Below are 14,587 nucleotides of genomic sequence, written 5' to 3'. Positions count from 1 at the left end.
AGAGTAGTCGAAAACTACTCTTCTATAACGACTTTATCTATGCTATCTATCTCTTTGACATATACCGACACGACCTCCGCGCCGGAAGTGGGTACATTTTTGCCCACGAAATCAGCCCGTATAGGCAGTTCTCTATGCCCGCGGTCGATGAGCACGGCTAATTGGATTGATTTGGGGCGCCCCATATCCATCAGCGCATCCATTGCCGCTCTAACCGTTCTGCCGGTGAAGAGCACATCGTCCACCATCACGATCTTCTTATCGGCGATATCGAAAGGAATATCGGTAGTGGTGACGATGCATTTATCGGCGGCATCACCGCGATCGTCCCTGTATAACGTTATATCCAAAACGCCGACCGGAGGCAACAAGCCTTCTACCTGTTGCATTTTATCAGCCAATCGCAGGGCTAATGGCACGCCGCGACGGTGTATGCCTATAAACACCAGGTCGTCGACACCTTTGTTGCGCTCTATGATCTCGTGAGCTATGCGAGTTATGGCTCTATTCATCGCTATTTCGTCCATTATAAGGGCTTTTTCTCTCATCGTTTTCATCTCCGGACATAAAAAAATCTTACCTGTGCGGTAAGATTTTACAGATAATTCAATTCCACTGCAACTGCAATAACCTTACCAGCCTCACAGGGCTAATTTAAAGGTCATATATAAATTTTTTATAGTATACCATAAAGAAACAGCAATGTCCATAGTGAATTTTTAGCATCTTTATGCGCTTACACCAAAATAACCCTGTACTATCAGGCCAAAGATATAAGAAACTCCGGCGGCTCCCAGGCCAGATACCACCATCTCTATTATTTTGCCCTTTATATTCGCGTTTCCTGCGGATATTGATACTATCACAGCAACGGCGGCGAGTACAACGCCTGCCAAAACAGCCGATAGTATGAGCGCTGATATTGAGGATGGCAGTAAAAAGTACGGTAGTACAGGAAAGGCTACTCCCACTATATAAGCAAGACCGGTAAAAGCCGCCGAACGCATCTCATTTTCGTCGCTTTCCTCTATCAAAAGCCCTATCATAGCCTCTTGGTTCTCCCCTATTCTATCGGCAACCTCTTTCCCTACGTCCTCGGGCATGCCGGATTCGGTGAGTTTATCGCGCAGCTCCTGTTTTGCTCTATCCTTAGATACTCCAAAAAGCAATTCCATTTTCCTTCGTAGCCCATCGTTTACCTGCCTTTGTGACCTTACCGATATAAATGTTCCGATAGCCATAGACATTGCCCCTGCTAACCCTACTACAAGCCCGTTTATGCCAACGAACAGAGGGTTGGACGGATATACCGCCGAAAGCCCCGTCACCGCTCCCAAAAGCTCCACCAGGCCGTCGTTCATACCTAGTATGAAATCCCTAACGTTGTTTACCGGCATCACGCTCTTTTGGTTCTCAAAGAAACTCTCGTGGTCCAATTCATCCTCGATTATCTTCTTTAACCCCTCTCTTTCCTCTACGGTCAAGTCCTCCGATGAAAGGAATTCGGCGTAAGCTTCTATGCTGGTAGACTCCCCTATTTCGAGGATCGACGTATAAAGCCCGGCACCAAACAAATGCCTCAAAATTTTAGAAAGCGCTAATTTTAGATTGCCGGTACTGGATTTCGGTTCGTATCCCCTATTCTTTAAGAATAGATACCAAAATTTAACATGTTCTGCCTCAATATCATGAAGTTCGAGAAATTTGCTCTTGTTTGCATCGTTGCTCTCGTTTTTAGCCAGATAAAAATATAGTTTGGCCGCATCGAATTCCTCTTTGTAAAAGGAATACGCTTTTTTTATACTATCTGTCGCCATAATTACCCCCCTATAATATATTGCATATAGACCACGTCCAACCATCGTTCGAACTTATAGCCGGCTTCTTTTATGCATCCTGCAGTTTGAAAGCCCATCTTGCGATGAAGCTTTATGCTGGCTTCATTATCGCCGGTTATAACAGCTATGATGTTATGATACTTAATTCTTCTGGCACTGTTTATAAGATGCTGTAAAATAAGCGTGCCGGCACCAATGTGTTGGTACTCTGGAGCTATATATATCGAATCCTCAACGGTAAATCTGTAACCAGGTCTCGCAGCAAACCGGCTTAAACTGCCCCATCCTATTACGTCCTTATTATATGTAGCGACCAACACAGGATATCGATTGTTATGAGATAAAAACCATCTGTATCTGTCATCCATAGACGGAGGCTCTACGTCGAATGACGATGTGGTATTCAGCACAGCATACTCGTATATGCGGTTTATGTCCTCTAAATCCCCAACGACGGCATTTCTGACAACGATGCTCATAAAATACGGCTCTACCCCCTATTCTCGAAATATCATTTGCATCGCACAATTGTTGCTTGTTTGCAATAGGATCTCAATAACCACGATTATTATATCAGATTTACTACGATTATACTATCCGCATTTGCATTTATCGTCATACAGGTTTATAATATATTAGCATGGTAACTATCGTATGATAATGTAAAAAGGAAGGGTTTGCTGTAATGTCTCATAAAGATACAGAGAATGTGATCGGGGAGGAATCCGAAGAAGAGGAAGAATATCAGGAGATATTGGAAAGTACACTTCAGAAAAATCTTTCTATAGAAGAATTAACGCAAAACGAATCATTATTAAACAAGCGCATATGGACACTGGCGTGGCCGGCCATGTTGGAGCTGCTGCTCATGTCGCTTTTTGGCATGATAGATATGGTAATGGTGGGCAATGTGAATGCGCAGTCTTTAGCAGCAGTCGGCTTGACTAATCAGCCTACACAACTGGCGTTGGCTGTATTTCAGGCCCTCAACGTTGACAGTACGGCTCTGGTGGCACGCTTTATAGGTGCTGGCGATAAAGAAAAGGCCAAGGCTGCAGTCCGACAGTCTTTGGTGCTGGTGCTAATAATGGGCACGGCCATCAGTATAGTGGGATTTGTATTTGCAGAAGAGGTCGTAGCCTTTATGGGTGCAGAACCCGATGTATTGCCGCTTGGCACTGTATATTTTCAAATAATATCGGTCGGATGGATATTCACCACCATATCGATGGGCATGGCCGCCGTATTAAGGGGCGTAGGCGATACTATGACGCCAATGCGTTATAATATAGTATCAAATTTACTCAATGTTTTGGGCAACTATATACTAATATACGGCAAATTTGGTTTCCCTGCTATGGGTGTGGCCGGTGCGGCGCTTTCCACTACCATAACTCGGGGAATAGCGGCGGTTATGGCATTATATGCCATTTACAAACCCGGTTCGACAATAGGTCTATCGCTTAAAGACAACTACCGCTTCGATAAGGATTTATTAAAGCGCTTGTTGAATGTGGGGCTGCCTTCTGCCGCAGAGCAGTTATTGCTGCGTACCGGTCAGCTCGTATTTGTGCGTACGGTGGCTAGTTTAGGAACTTCGGTGATAGCCGCTCATCAGATAGTTTTAAACGTATTCTCCTTATCCTTTACGCCCGGAATGGCCTTCGGTATGGCAGCTACTACATTGGTGGGACAAAGCCTTGGCGCCAAAAGACCTGATATCGCCGAACGATGCGGTTATGCAGCTCGTCGCATAGGTATGTATATAGCCATGGGCATGGCGGTTATATTTTTCTTTTTTGGTTCTTATATAGCCGACCTGTTTACAAATGAGCCGGATATAATAGCTATGGCGGCCACATCTATGAAAATAATAGCGGTTATACAGCCGATGCAATCAACGCAGTTTATATTGGCCGGGGCTTTGCGAGGTGCAGGAGATACGCGATGGCCCTTATATTCCTCGTTTATAGGCATATGGGGGATACGCATCGTGTTGGCTTGGTTGTTTATAAGAATAGGTTGGGGGCTTATCGGCGCATGGTTTGCGCAAGGGTGCGATCAGATATTCCGCTCCATATTCATTTACAGCCGTTATAAGACAGGAAAATGGAAAAAGATCCGGGTTTAACGCGGATCTTTTATACTCTTATCTGACCATTGCCGTATATGATGTACTTTGTAGTGGTCAGCTCTTTTAAACCCATAGGTCCTCTGGCATGCAGCTTCTGCGTGCTTATACCTATCTCGGCGCCGAATCCGAATTCCCCGCCGTCGGTAAACCGCGTGGATGCATTAACGTAAACAGCCGCGGCGTCTACTTCCTGCAAAAACCGCTGGGCATGTTGATAATCGTTGGTTACTATAGCCTCTGAATGTTTTGTGCCGTATTTATTTATATGTTCTATCGCTTGGTCTATGCCATCTACCACTTTGACGGCCAATATATAATCGAGGTATTCAGTAGACCAATCCTCCTCAATAGCAGCTTTACAATCCGGATATATGGAGCGCGTTATCTCGCAACCGCGTAGTTCCACATTGCTCTGCTCCAAAGCCGGCAGAGCGACAGGCAAAAACGCCTCTGCTATGGCTTTATCTACGAGCAGTGTCTCGGCTGCATTGCACACGGCCGGACGACTGGTCTTTGCATTTACTATTATATCTGTGGCCATCTTTATATCGGCGTCGCCGTCTACATAAACATGACAATTGCCCACTCCTGTCTCAATGGTAGGTACAGTGGCATTTTCCACAACTGTGCGTATGAGGCCGGCGCCACCCCTCGGTATCAGTACGTCTATATAGCCGTGAAGTTTCATCATCTCGACAGCACTTTGCCTGTCGGTATTCTCTATCAACTGTATGGATTTCTCGGGAAGACCGACTTGAGTCGCTGCTTTAGCCAATATATCCACAATGGCCTTATTTGAATTAATAGCCTCCGAACCGCCGCGCAGGATAACAGCATTGCCGGTTTTAAGGCATAAGCCCACCGCATCTGCCGTAACATTGGGGCGCGCCTCGTATATTATGCCTATAACGCCCAGCGGTACACGCTGCTGGCCTATGAGCAAGCCGTTCGGGCGCTTCCACATAGATACAACCTCGCCCACGGGATCGGGCAAATCCCTAACCATGCGCAAGCCATCGGCCATCTGGGTTATGCGTTTATCATTTAATGACAATCTGTCCAGCATGGCTGTGCCGGTGCCGCGCGCTTTGGCACTGTTAAGGTCATCTGTATTGGCGGATAATATCCTATCCTTATTGTTTTCCAAAGCATCAGCCATGGCATCTAATGCCTGATTTTTAATCGCGGTGGATGCATTAGCCAATGGATAAGCTGCCTGTCTGGCCTGTTTCCCTATTTCTTGTACGCTCAACATATCGCGTTGCTCTCCTTCTTACCGTTTTTATTCGGTATAAATACCGTACCTATATTTTTGCCTTCTATGAGTTCATAAATATTATGCGGTTCATTGCCGTTTATTATAGCCATCGGTATGCCGCAACCGCCTGCTATCTTGGCCGCCATGATCTTGGTCCTCATGCCGCCTGTTCCCCTGTCGGTACCTTTATCATCTGCTATGCTCTCTATACGGCCGTCTATATCGTATACCTCCGGTATGAGCACTGCTCCGTGATGGCGATGTGGATCGCAAGTATATAAGCCATCTATATCAGACAACAGTATGAGCAGCGAAGCATTGACCAATGTGGCTACTATAGCCGAGAGTGTATCATTGTCACCGAATTCTATTTCCTCGGTAGCAACGGTGTCGTTCTCATTAACAATAGGTACGACATTCATGGACAACAGCGTATTTAAAGTATTGCAAGCGTTTTTGCGCGTGTGGAGATTATCTACTATATCCTTGGTCAGCAATACTTGAGCTGTAGTCTGGCCATACTCACCGAAAATCTTGCCGTACACATGCATTAGTATACCCTGGCCTATAGCCGCCATAGCCTGTTTTTCAGCTATGCTGGCAGGCGGATGCAATGGCCCCAATTTAGCGGCGCCTACGCTGATAGCGCCCGATGTAACTAATATTATATCCTTGCCCTGATTCTTAAAATCCGATAATACGCGAACAAGCTTCTCTATGCGCTGAAGGTTCAATTTGCCGGTATCATATGTAAGCGTCGACGTACCGACTTTAACCACTATTCGCGTACTATATTTAAGTCTCTCCCGAATATTTTCCACCCCTATTACCCCGTTTTTTGATAAAGTTGTTACTATTATTTTAATCCGATATTGTGATTTTGGCAATAAAAAAAGCGACTTTTCAGCCGCCTATTCGATACCTTCTTCATCATTTTTCATAAAGCCTTTAACCTCGTTCAATAGTTGGGGTACAGCGTCCACCAACCTATCCACCACGTTGTTGTAGAGCACCGGCAATAACCGAATCTGCTCTTTGCCTACCACAAGGAATGCCACCGGTTGAACGGTTACACCTGCTCCAGTACCGCCGGCAAAGGGTAATTTTGAGCCTTCCGTGGTGTCGGGGTTTGCCGACGTTTCTTTGCCTTTATTCGACGTAACCTTATTATAATCCCCGCCGCCTGATACAAAGCCAAAAGAAACCCGCGATATGGGGATTATAACCTTGCCTTCGGATGTTTCTACCGCATCCCCTACGATAGTATTTACATCTATCATATCTTTAATATTCTCCATGGTGGTACGCATTATGTCTTGTATAGGATGCTGTTCTGCCATTTTTTATCACCGCCTTTATTTTATTTGCAATAATGATTTTAAGCGCTTTAATGCTTGCGATAATAATATGGCCTAATCTAAGCCGTACTATACCATCGCCGTGTACGGTGATATTGTCGCCGGCGTAATTGGGTTTTATGCTTATATCGGCATCGCCTATCATAATCCTTATTTTAGCGTAGCTGAACAATATGTATACGAGCGATTGGATACTTCCTGTCAGAATGGCCGTAACAGCGGCGTCATATAAGCCGACGCTCATATGTAGCTGTATATACGGTATGCGCACCCTACCCAGTATATATAGAATTACCGCTTTCAATCCTTTAGCCGAGGATATCCAGCGCTTTATCAATTCGACGACTTTTTGTAAAGGTGTCTCTCCGGCTGCCGCATTATCTGTTTTTCTGATAAGCAAGCGCCAACGTTTTTTGCTATCGACCCCGATGGATATATTATACCGCAGCGTTACGAGGCCTTTAAGCCAACGCATCGATATAAACAGGTAGTTCTCAGCATTATTCACGAATATTTTTATTTCAAATTCTATAGTGGACAAACATAGCAGCGCTATTGCCGCGCCGACGATCGAAACTATCAAAAGCCACATTTATAAACACGCGCTCCATATCTGTATAGCAAAAATATACAGATATAGACTACCCATTGATGCTTAACGCTATTCAATTTTAGGCAGGTCTTTTAGATCCGACAACCCGAAATGTTTTAAGAATTCGTCGGTGGTGCCGTATTGAATGGGGCGGCCGGGAGTCGACAATCGGCCTACGGCTTTTATAAGGCCTTGTTCCAGCAACAGCGATATGACCTTATCGCTGTTCACCCCCCTTACATCCTCGATCTCCGCTTTGGTAACAGGTTGTCTGTATGCTATGACAGTCAATGTCTCCAACATGGCATTGGACATCTGCTTTTTATATACTGGGCGCAGAAATGCTTGTATGTATGATGCCATTTGGGGTTTGGTAACCATTTGATAACTGTCGGCTATTCTTTGCAAGCATATTCCGCTGTCTTCCCCTTCATATCTATGTTGCAGGGTTTCAATCGCCGCATATATGCTTTCTTCGTCGACATTGAACAACTCTGTCAACTGTTTAACGGACACGCTGTCGCCATTTACAAAAAGTATGGCCTCAATAGCTGCTGTAAGTTCATGAACGTCCATTTATTATTCCTCGCTTCACCATCGTCGCTTTATTCGCTTTATTATGAGCTCGGCAAACGGTTTGGACTGATAGGCATCGGCTTCGCCAGATTTCATCAGTTCCAAAACCGATAAAAAGGATACTACCACATGCGCTTTATCGAACCTATAGCGCGCCACAATGCGGCCAAAACGTATGCGCTCGAACAGGCTCAGCAAACGTTTGAATATATTTATCTGCCTATTTAAAGAAACGGCCTCGGCTTTAACATTATAAGGCGCTACCGGCTTGATTCGATTCAGCAATCTATGATAGCAGTTGAATAAATCTTCCGCAGCAGCGTTTATTTCTATAACGCGTATGGGTTCTGGTTTTGAAACATAGCGGATCGGCCCAGTAAAGACCATCTCCTGGCATTGTTCCAGCATACGCAAATATGCGGCTGCCTCCTTGTAAGCGTTATAGATTTGCAGCCTGGCCTTTAAACGCTGCTCGGGATCTGCCTCGTCGACCGGCTCATCCTCTCCGGCTTTGGGCGAATTTGGCAGCAATGATCTCGACTTTATCTCTATCAAAGTGGCTGCTGTTACCAGAAACTCACTGGTTAAATCCATATTGTTATCCTGGGCCTGCGATATGTACTCCATGTACTGATATGTTATATCAGCCATGGAGATATCGGTTATTTCGAGCTTTGATTGTTTTATTAAATACAAAAGCAGATCCAGAGGCCCTTCAAAGGCATCCAATTTCACATTGTAGCTCATAGTCCCATTTCGGATCTAACCTCTTCCATGGTTTCCTGCGCTATTGGCTTTATCTTATTATAGCCATCGTCGAGTACATCGTGAACGTAATCCATATTCTTCTCCAGTTCCTTACGGCGCTCATATATAGGCTCCAAAAACGCCACTACATTATCGGCTAACTGGCGTTTACACTGAACACATCCTATTTGACCGTCCTTGCACTCCTGCTCGCGTTGCTGCACTATGTCGGGACTGAATACTTTGTGGAAAGCGAACACGGAGCATATATCCGGATGCCCCGGGTCATCTTTTTTTATCCTGGCCGGGTCGGTAATCATCATGCTTATTTTCTTCCTTGCCGATTCCGGGTCTTCTGAAAGAAGTATGGTATTGCCATAACTCTTGCTCATCTTTCTGCCGTCTAAGCCCGGCAACACTTTTACATCATTTAAAAGCGCCTGAGGTTCGGGAAAGGTTTCACCATACAAAAAATTAAAACGCCTAACTATCTCGCGTGCTAATTCCAGATGGGGCAATTGATCCTCGCCTACGGGCACTATAGAGGCCTTGCATATCAATATGTCCGACGCCATCAGATTCGGATAACCGAGAAATCCGTATGTGGCTATCTCTTTATCCTTTAACTGCACCAGTTGATCCTTATAAGTGGGGCATCGCTCCAACCACGACACTGGCACTATCATGGACAGCAGCAGGTGAAGCTCGGCTATCTCTTTGACGCGCGATTGCACATATATGGCGCTCTTATTTGGGTCCAAGCCAACGCTCAGCCAATCTATAGCCATTTGCAATATATTCTCTTTTATATCCTCGCTTTCCTGATAAGCCGTCGTCAAGGCATGCCAATCCACTATCGAATGAAAGCATTCATATTTGCCCTGTAATTTAAGCCAGCTATCCAAGGCACCGAAGTAATTGCCCAAATGAAGCCTGCCCGTGGGTCTCATACCGCTCATAACGCGTTGTTTTGCCGTCATAAAACATCCTCCTGCTAAAAGAATATAGAGTAGAGCACCATTACTATGACATTCATGCTGTTTATAACTAGATTCATTAAAGGATTCATAATCATTCCTATAACACCTGTTATAATCAATATTATAAGTACTATGAAGCTATAGCGCTCGAATTCCCAAAAAAATTTTACATTATATTTGAAAAACAAACTCTTAAAAACATGATAACCGTCCAGCGGCGGGATAGGCAATATATTAAATACGGCCAGCCCTATATTGAGCCCTACTATAGTCCAAAGTATATTAGCTATTATCTGATTATCAAATGAAGCAGACATTGATAAAAAAGCCAGTACGATATATGCTATCAAGGCTATCATGAGATTGGTCAGTGGTCCGGCTATCGATACAAGTATATCGCCCCACTTGCGGTTTTTGAAGTTTCTCGGGTCTATCTCCACCGGCTTAGCCCATCCGAATCCGGCAAACAGCAAAAGCAAAAAGCCTATGACATCTATATGCGCCATAGGGTCCAATGTCAAACGGCCCTGCTGCCTGGGCGTGGGATCTCCCAATCGATCCGCCACCAAAGCATGCGCGAATTCATGGAAGGAAAAAGCGATTAAAAGCGCCAGCAACTGATATAAAAATGTCATCAGGTCAAAATTCCTAAAATCTAACATATTCCTTTACCAATACGACAGCAGCAATCGGAAGTCTGTTATAATTGCTGGCCATGGAATAATTATAAGCGCCGGTATCAAAAACAGCTAGTATATCGCCCGAGTCAACCTTAGGTAAATCTATGTCCCATATAAGCATATCGCCCGATTCACAGCATTTACCGGCTATCGATATCGTAGATTCCGCAGGTTTATCAGCCTTATTAGCTATCATGGCGCTGTATTTGGCTTGATATAAAGCCGGTCGCGGATTGTCAGCCATACCGCCGTCTACGCTCACATATGTGCGCACATCGGGTATATGCTTTATAGCACCGACCGTATACAGCGTTATACCGGCCGGACCTGCAATGGAACGCCCCGGTTCGATCAATATTCGGGGATATTGCCTTGAGTTATTATCGCAATAAGCCTTTATGCCGTCGGACAATGCGTTTATATAATCTTCCGGCTCAAGAGGGTTGTCTTCTTCAACATATCTTATGCCGAAACCTCCACCGAAATCTATCTCGTCCATGTTTAACCCATAAGCGTCATTTATATCCCACATAAGCCTAAGCATTATTTTAGCAGTCTCAATGTAAGGATCTGTTTCAAATATCTGCGATCCGATATGACAATGTAAGCCTTTTAACTCCAAATGAGGCTGGGTCAATATATATTCTATGATGCGGTATATCTGCCCGTCCTCTATGCCGAATCCGAATTTGGAATCCTGCTGACCGGTTTTTATATAGTGGTGCGTATGGGCATCTATACCTGGTTTAACCCGTACCGACACGCCTATATTTTTATCGTAGTTTATGGCTAATTGTTCCAACAGTTCTACCTCGTGAAAGCTATCTATCACTATGCGTTCTACGCCGTATTCCACGGCCATGCGCAGTTCCTCATATGATTTATTGTTTCCGTGCATATATATCCTCTCGGGAGGGAATCCGGCCTTCATAGCCGTATATAGTTCTCCGCCCGACACTACATCGAGACCCAAGCCTTCCTGCTGTATAAGCTTGCACATAGCTATATTGGAGAACGCTTTACCGGCATATAATACCATTCCGTTGCCATATTGTTGTATAGCGTTCACATATCGGCGGCATGCATCGCGTATCTGAGTATCGTCCATAACATAGAGCGGCGTGCCAAATCGCTGCGCCAGGCTTACGGTATCGCATCCGCCTATTTCCAAATGCCCTTTGCCATTTATCTTCATAGTACCCCACAGTTCCATAAATCTACAACATAAACCCCTTTACAATAATATTATAAACCGGCGTCTGGAATGTATCGCCATTCCTGGCACCGGCACGTCCAATGTATATATTTATAGTATAGCGCAAATATATCTATTTAGCAATTACATTTCAGAGCCATTGCACTAAAAGATCCTTCAATATATCGGTTACCGAAGCTCTTTCCACGGGCTTATCGGCTATTATATCAACACCGCCAACCTCTTGTCCACCTTTAAGAGCGGTTAACTTGCCTATCTTTTGGGATTGTGCTATCGGCGCTTCAATAGTTTCGGGCAATTCAATGCGTTTTTCTACCGAATCGGTATCGGCTTTTTGGGTCAGAACACTGAGATCATCGGCTGCTATACAATTAACCTGATCCGATTTACCCCTTGTGACCTTTATATTACGTATAACCTCACCTTTTTTCACTATTCGATTTATGGTAAAAGTATTGAAACCATAGTCCAGCAGCTTAGCTGCCTCATCAAAGCGCACTTGACTGGTAGGCCCACCCAATATCACCGCTATCAAACGCATGTCATCCTTTTTGGCAGTAGCAGATATGCAATATTTAGCCTTATCGGTGGAACCTGTCTTAAGCCCGTCGGCACCATATGTGCGTATCAATTTATTCGTATTAGCCAAACCGGTTTCTCCATCTCGAAGCGTGTCCATCCATATGCTGGTATACTTGAACACACCTTCATGCTTGACCAGTTCCCTGGACATTAATGCCACATCGTAAGCACTGGAGTAATGATTGTCATCATCGAGGCCATGTACATTAGCGAAGTTAGTATCGTTCATTCCCAACGATTTGGCCTTTTCATTCATCATTTTAACAAAATTCTCTTGAGTACCGGCTATATACTCGGCCATGGCCGCGGCGGCATCGTTGGCCGAATTGACAGCTATAGCCTTCATCATCTCATCCACCGTCATCTCCTCGCCTTCCTCCAACCAGATCTGTGACCCTCCGAGCGAAGCGGCATCTTTGCTGACCCTCACAACATCGGTGAGTTTGATGCGACCAGAATCCAATGCTTCCATTATGAGATCCATGGTCATTATCTTTGTGATACTGGCTATGGGGAGCTTTTCATGGGCATTTTTTTCATATAACAATTGGCCTGTGGCTGCATCCATTAAAACCGCCGATTTGCTTTGCAGCTTTAACGAATCTTCGCCGGCAGGCTGCTCATCCTGTTCGTTCGGCTCCTGAGCCGCTGCGATATTGCTTATAAACGCCCCATTCAGTAAAGCGAGGCATAACGATACAATAAAAATACCCTTATATAATTTTGAATTCAAAATAATCCCTCCTCAATGGTTGCTAATCCTAGCATATCCATAGAAAAGGGATGTTATTCAATCATATTAGGCCATTTCTTTTATTATGCTTATCATAAGCCTTTGAAATATATCGGCTATGGCATCAGCGGTGTCCATCACTTCTTTATGCGAAAGCGGCTGCGGCAAAACGCCTGCCGCCATATTGGTTATACATGATATGCCCAGCACTTTCATGCCGGCATGTACGGCGGCTATAACCTCAGGCACCGTAGACATACCTACGGCATCAGCGCCAAGCAAGCGCAGCATACGTATCTCAGCCGGCGTTTCATAGCTCGGTCCATTTAAGGCGACATATACGCCTTGGTGTAAATCTACGCCTTGCTTCTTTGCACATCCAAGAGCTATCTTTCTTAATTCGGCGTCATAAGCACAAGACATATCCGGAAACCTTGGACCGAGCTGATCGATATTTGGCCCTATAAGGGGATTATCGCCCATTAAATTTATATGATCCTCTATAAGCATGAGATCGCCGGCCTTGAAGTTCAGGTTAATACCGCCGGCGGCATTGGTGACCACCAATTTACTGCAACCGAGCATCGCCATAATCCTCACCGGCATACATACCTGTTGGAGCGAATATCCCTCGTAATGATGAAAGCGGCCCTGCATTACGGCTACGTTGCATCCGCTTAAGCTACCGAATATAAAACGCCCCACATGGCCTGACACTGTGGAAACAGGGAACTCCGGTATATCCCCATAATTCACTATAACAGGATCCTCTACCCTTTGAGCCAGATTGCCCAGGCCCGAGCCCAATATAAGCCCCACAGACGGTTTAAATCCGTTCAGATGTTCGAGTATGTAATTGCGTTGCTTTATAAGCGTGTCGTACATGTTTACCCCCTCCTTGCACTATGTCATTCTTTAAAGCTACGACCATTATCCAGTAAACCTGCGTTCAGTATATCGGTTGCTATCAAAGTTATTTTCCTTATCATCTAGCAACCCCTTTTGGATGCACGAATTGCATATATGTATATGTGGTGGATATATCGGTATGCCCCAGCAGCTGCTGCACGGTCTTTATGTCCATGCCGCTGCTCAACATATTTATGGCAAAGGAATGCCTTAAGGTATAAGGCGTTATAGGCTGATTTATACCGGCCCTTTTGGCATAATATTTCACTATTTTCCAAAAGCCTTGCCTGCTCATGGGTTGTCCGTGACAATTGACAAATACCACGGATTTTTCTTTACCCTTTAACAGCTTGTCCCGGGCCTGGACAATATAATTCTGAAGATATTGGCATGCCACACGGTTTATCGGCAGCAGACGTTCTTTATCACCGGACCTGCATTTTATATAATTCATTTCCGTATTTATATCATCCATGGTCAACTCTAGCAATTCCGATACCTTAAAACCTGTGGCATACAGTATTTCTAACATAGCTTTGTCGCGGATGCCCTTCGGCTCTTGTAAATTCGGCTGAGCCAGCAATAATTTAACCTTATCCGGCGACAAAATAGCAGGTACGCGTTTATCTATCTTAGGAGTTTGTAAATCAACAGATGGGTCGATATCGCTATACCCCTTTTGCACCATAAACTTACAAAAGCTCTTTATCGATGATATCTTACGCGACATAGTGGTCGATATGCAGCCTTTTTGTTTTAAATAATCCATATATTCGGCAATAGTATCGGACGACAGCATGTTCTGCAATGCGGCTTGTCCATTGGTAAATCCCAAATACTGGCGTACATCGGTAAGATAACATTCAACGGTATTGGGGGTCATCTTCTTTTCCTCGACCAAATAACGCTTATACCCATCGATATAGTTACTGTACCACATAAAACCGCTCCTTTGAAAGTTATTATTTACTATTATTATTTACC

At 44.6% G+C, this 14,587-nt stretch carries 16 protein-coding genes; 1 reads left to right on the top strand and 15 read right to left on the bottom strand.

The annotated features are described in order from the left end of the window. Positions 1 to 14: 14 nt before the first annotated feature. The 3 genes from pyrR to JG770_RS05115 form a co-directional block, all read right to left on the bottom strand. Positions 15 to 557 carry a bifunctional pyr operon transcriptional regulator/uracil phosphoribosyltransferase PyrR gene (gene pyrR / locus JG770_RS05125; protein ID WP_363320926.1) on the bottom strand — a complete coding sequence of 181 codons (543 nt, stop codon included), beginning with the start codon at positions 555 to 557 and terminating at the stop codon, positions 15 to 17. A 171-nt stretch (positions 558 to 728) separates the two neighbouring features. Then, the gene (locus JG770_RS05120; protein WP_291956056.1) at positions 729 to 1,817 is read right to left on the bottom strand and encodes a VIT1/CCC1 transporter family protein; all 1,089 of its coding nucleotides are present in this window, start codon (positions 1,815 to 1,817) and stop codon (positions 729 to 731) included. A 2-nt stretch (positions 1,818 to 1,819) separates the two neighbouring features. After that, complete coding sequence (locus JG770_RS05115; RefSeq protein ID WP_291956054.1) at positions 1,820 to 2,317, bottom strand: GNAT family N-acetyltransferase; 498 nt, start codon at positions 2,315 to 2,317, stop codon at positions 1,820 to 1,822. A gap of 206 nt (positions 2,318 to 2,523) precedes the next feature. On the opposite strand from JG770_RS05115, the gene JG770_RS05110 reads away from it, so the two are divergent. Beyond that, entirely contained in the window at positions 2,524 to 3,969 is a 1,446-nt protein-coding gene (locus JG770_RS05110) for an MATE family efflux transporter (protein WP_291956052.1), read from the top strand. Between the two features lie 10 nt (positions 3,970 to 3,979). Here JG770_RS05110 and JG770_RS05105 read toward each other — a convergent pair whose 3' ends face one another. From JG770_RS05105 to JG770_RS05050, 12 genes are all read right to left on the bottom strand, one after another. Continuing rightward, entirely contained in the window at positions 3,980 to 5,227 is a 1,248-nt protein-coding gene (locus JG770_RS05105) for a glutamate-5-semialdehyde dehydrogenase (protein ID WP_291956050.1), read from the bottom strand. Continuing rightward, positions 5,221 to 6,051, bottom strand: a complete 831-nt coding sequence (gene proB, locus JG770_RS05100; protein WP_291956048.1) for a glutamate 5-kinase — start codon at positions 6,049 to 6,051, stop codon at positions 5,221 to 5,223. Before proB ends, JG770_RS05105 begins: the two co-directional genes overlap by 7 nt. 90 nt (positions 6,052 to 6,141) lie before the next feature. Beyond that, positions 6,142 to 6,570, bottom strand: coding sequence for a GerW family sporulation protein (gene ytfJ / locus JG770_RS05095; RefSeq protein WP_291956046.1), 429 nt, complete (start codon positions 6,568 to 6,570; stop codon positions 6,142 to 6,144). Then, entirely contained in the window at positions 6,515 to 7,180 is a 666-nt protein-coding gene (locus JG770_RS05090) for a DUF2953 domain-containing protein (protein ID WP_291956044.1), read from the bottom strand. The genes ytfJ and JG770_RS05090 overlap by 56 nt, the downstream gene beginning before the upstream one ends. Positions 7,181 to 7,249: 69 nt before the next feature. Next, positions 7,250 to 7,756: an SMC-Scp complex subunit ScpB gene (scpB, locus tag JG770_RS05085; protein ID WP_291956043.1), complete on the bottom strand. Its 507-nt coding sequence runs from the start codon at positions 7,754 to 7,756 to the stop codon at positions 7,250 to 7,252. Between the two features lie 15 nt (positions 7,757 to 7,771). Further along, positions 7,772 to 8,491, bottom strand: coding sequence for a segregation/condensation protein A (locus tag JG770_RS05080; protein WP_291956041.1), 720 nt, complete (start codon positions 8,489 to 8,491; stop codon positions 7,772 to 7,774). Positions 8,492 to 8,499: 8 nt separating this feature from the next. After that, positions 8,500 to 9,483, bottom strand: a complete 984-nt coding sequence (trpS, locus tag JG770_RS05075; protein ID WP_291956040.1) for a tryptophan--tRNA ligase — start codon at positions 9,481 to 9,483, stop codon at positions 8,500 to 8,502. A gap of 14 nt (positions 9,484 to 9,497) precedes the next feature. Then, positions 9,498 to 10,118 carry a site-2 protease family protein gene (locus JG770_RS05070; RefSeq protein WP_291956038.1) on the bottom strand — a complete coding sequence of 207 codons (621 nt, stop codon included), beginning with the start codon at positions 10,116 to 10,118 and terminating at the stop codon, positions 9,498 to 9,500. 13 nt (positions 10,119 to 10,131) lie between these two features. After that, the gene (gene lysA, locus JG770_RS05065) at positions 10,132 to 11,376 is read right to left on the bottom strand and encodes a diaminopimelate decarboxylase (protein ID WP_291956036.1); all 1,245 of its coding nucleotides are present in this window, start codon (positions 11,374 to 11,376) and stop codon (positions 10,132 to 10,134) included. A 133-nt stretch (positions 11,377 to 11,509) separates the two neighbouring features. Continuing rightward, a complete protein-coding gene (locus JG770_RS05060) occupies positions 11,510 to 12,694 on the bottom strand; it encodes a D-alanyl-D-alanine carboxypeptidase family protein (RefSeq protein ID WP_291956034.1) in 1,185 nt (394 codons plus the stop codon). A gap of 66 nt (positions 12,695 to 12,760) precedes the next feature. Then, positions 12,761 to 13,579, bottom strand: a complete 819-nt coding sequence (locus JG770_RS05055) for a purine-nucleoside phosphorylase (RefSeq protein WP_291956032.1) — start codon at positions 13,577 to 13,579, stop codon at positions 12,761 to 12,763. Positions 13,580 to 13,679: 100 nt separating this feature from the next. Further along, positions 13,680 to 14,543 (bottom strand): tyrosine-type recombinase/integrase, encoded by an 864-nt coding sequence (locus JG770_RS05050; RefSeq protein WP_291956030.1) that lies wholly within the window; start codon positions 14,541 to 14,543, stop codon positions 13,680 to 13,682. Positions 14,544 to 14,587 lie beyond the last annotated feature (44 nt).

Source organism: Mahella sp. (assembly GCF_020054945.1).
Lineage (GTDB): Bacteria > Bacillota > Clostridia > Mahellales > Mahellaceae > Mahella.
The sequence above is the reverse complement of the archived record's forward strand: the minus strand, read 5'-3'. Positions and strand labels throughout refer to the sequence as shown.

Excerpts from the sequence above, each read along its gene's own strand:
- JG770_RS05090 (WP_291956044.1), bottom strand. The coding sequence starts at position 7,180 with ATGTGGCTTTTGATAGTTTCGATCGTCGGCGCGGCAATAGCGCTGCTA.
- JG770_RS05055 (WP_291956032.1), bottom strand. The coding sequence starts at position 13,579 with ATGTACGACACGCTTATAAAGCAACGCAATTACATACTCGAACATCTG.
- trpS (WP_291956040.1), bottom strand. The coding sequence starts at position 9,483 with ATGACGGCAAAACAACGCGTTATGAGCGGTATGAGACCCACGGGCAGG.
- pyrR (WP_363320926.1), bottom strand. The coding sequence starts at position 557 with ATGAAAACGATGAGAGAAAAAGCCCTTATAATGGACGAAATAGCGATG.
- lysA (WP_291956036.1), bottom strand. The coding sequence starts at position 11,376 with ATGGAACTGTGGGGTACTATGAAGATAAATGGCAAAGGGCATTTGGAA.
- JG770_RS05115 (WP_291956054.1), bottom strand. The coding sequence starts at position 2,317 with ATGAGCATCGTTGTCAGAAATGCCGTCGTTGGGGATTTAGAGGACATA.
- JG770_RS05050 (WP_291956030.1), bottom strand. The coding sequence starts at position 14,543 with ATGTGGTACAGTAACTATATCGATGGGTATAAGCGTTATTTGGTCGAG.
- JG770_RS05120 (WP_291956056.1), bottom strand. The coding sequence starts at position 1,817 with ATGGCGACAGATAGTATAAAAAAAGCGTATTCCTTTTACAAAGAGGAA.
- JG770_RS05070 (WP_291956038.1), bottom strand. The coding sequence starts at position 10,118 with ATGACATTTTTATATCAGTTGCTGGCGCTTTTAATCGCTTTTTCCTTC.
- ytfJ (WP_291956046.1), bottom strand. The coding sequence starts at position 6,570 with ATGGCAGAACAGCATCCTATACAAGACATAATGCGTACCACCATGGAG.
- JG770_RS05110 (WP_291956052.1), top strand. The coding sequence starts at position 2,524 with ATGTCTCATAAAGATACAGAGAATGTGATCGGGGAGGAATCCGAAGAA.
- JG770_RS05105 (WP_291956050.1), bottom strand. The coding sequence starts at position 5,227 with ATGTTGAGCGTACAAGAAATAGGGAAACAGGCCAGACAGGCAGCTTAT.
- scpB (WP_291956043.1), bottom strand. The coding sequence starts at position 7,756 with ATGGACGTTCATGAACTTACAGCAGCTATTGAGGCCATACTTTTTGTA.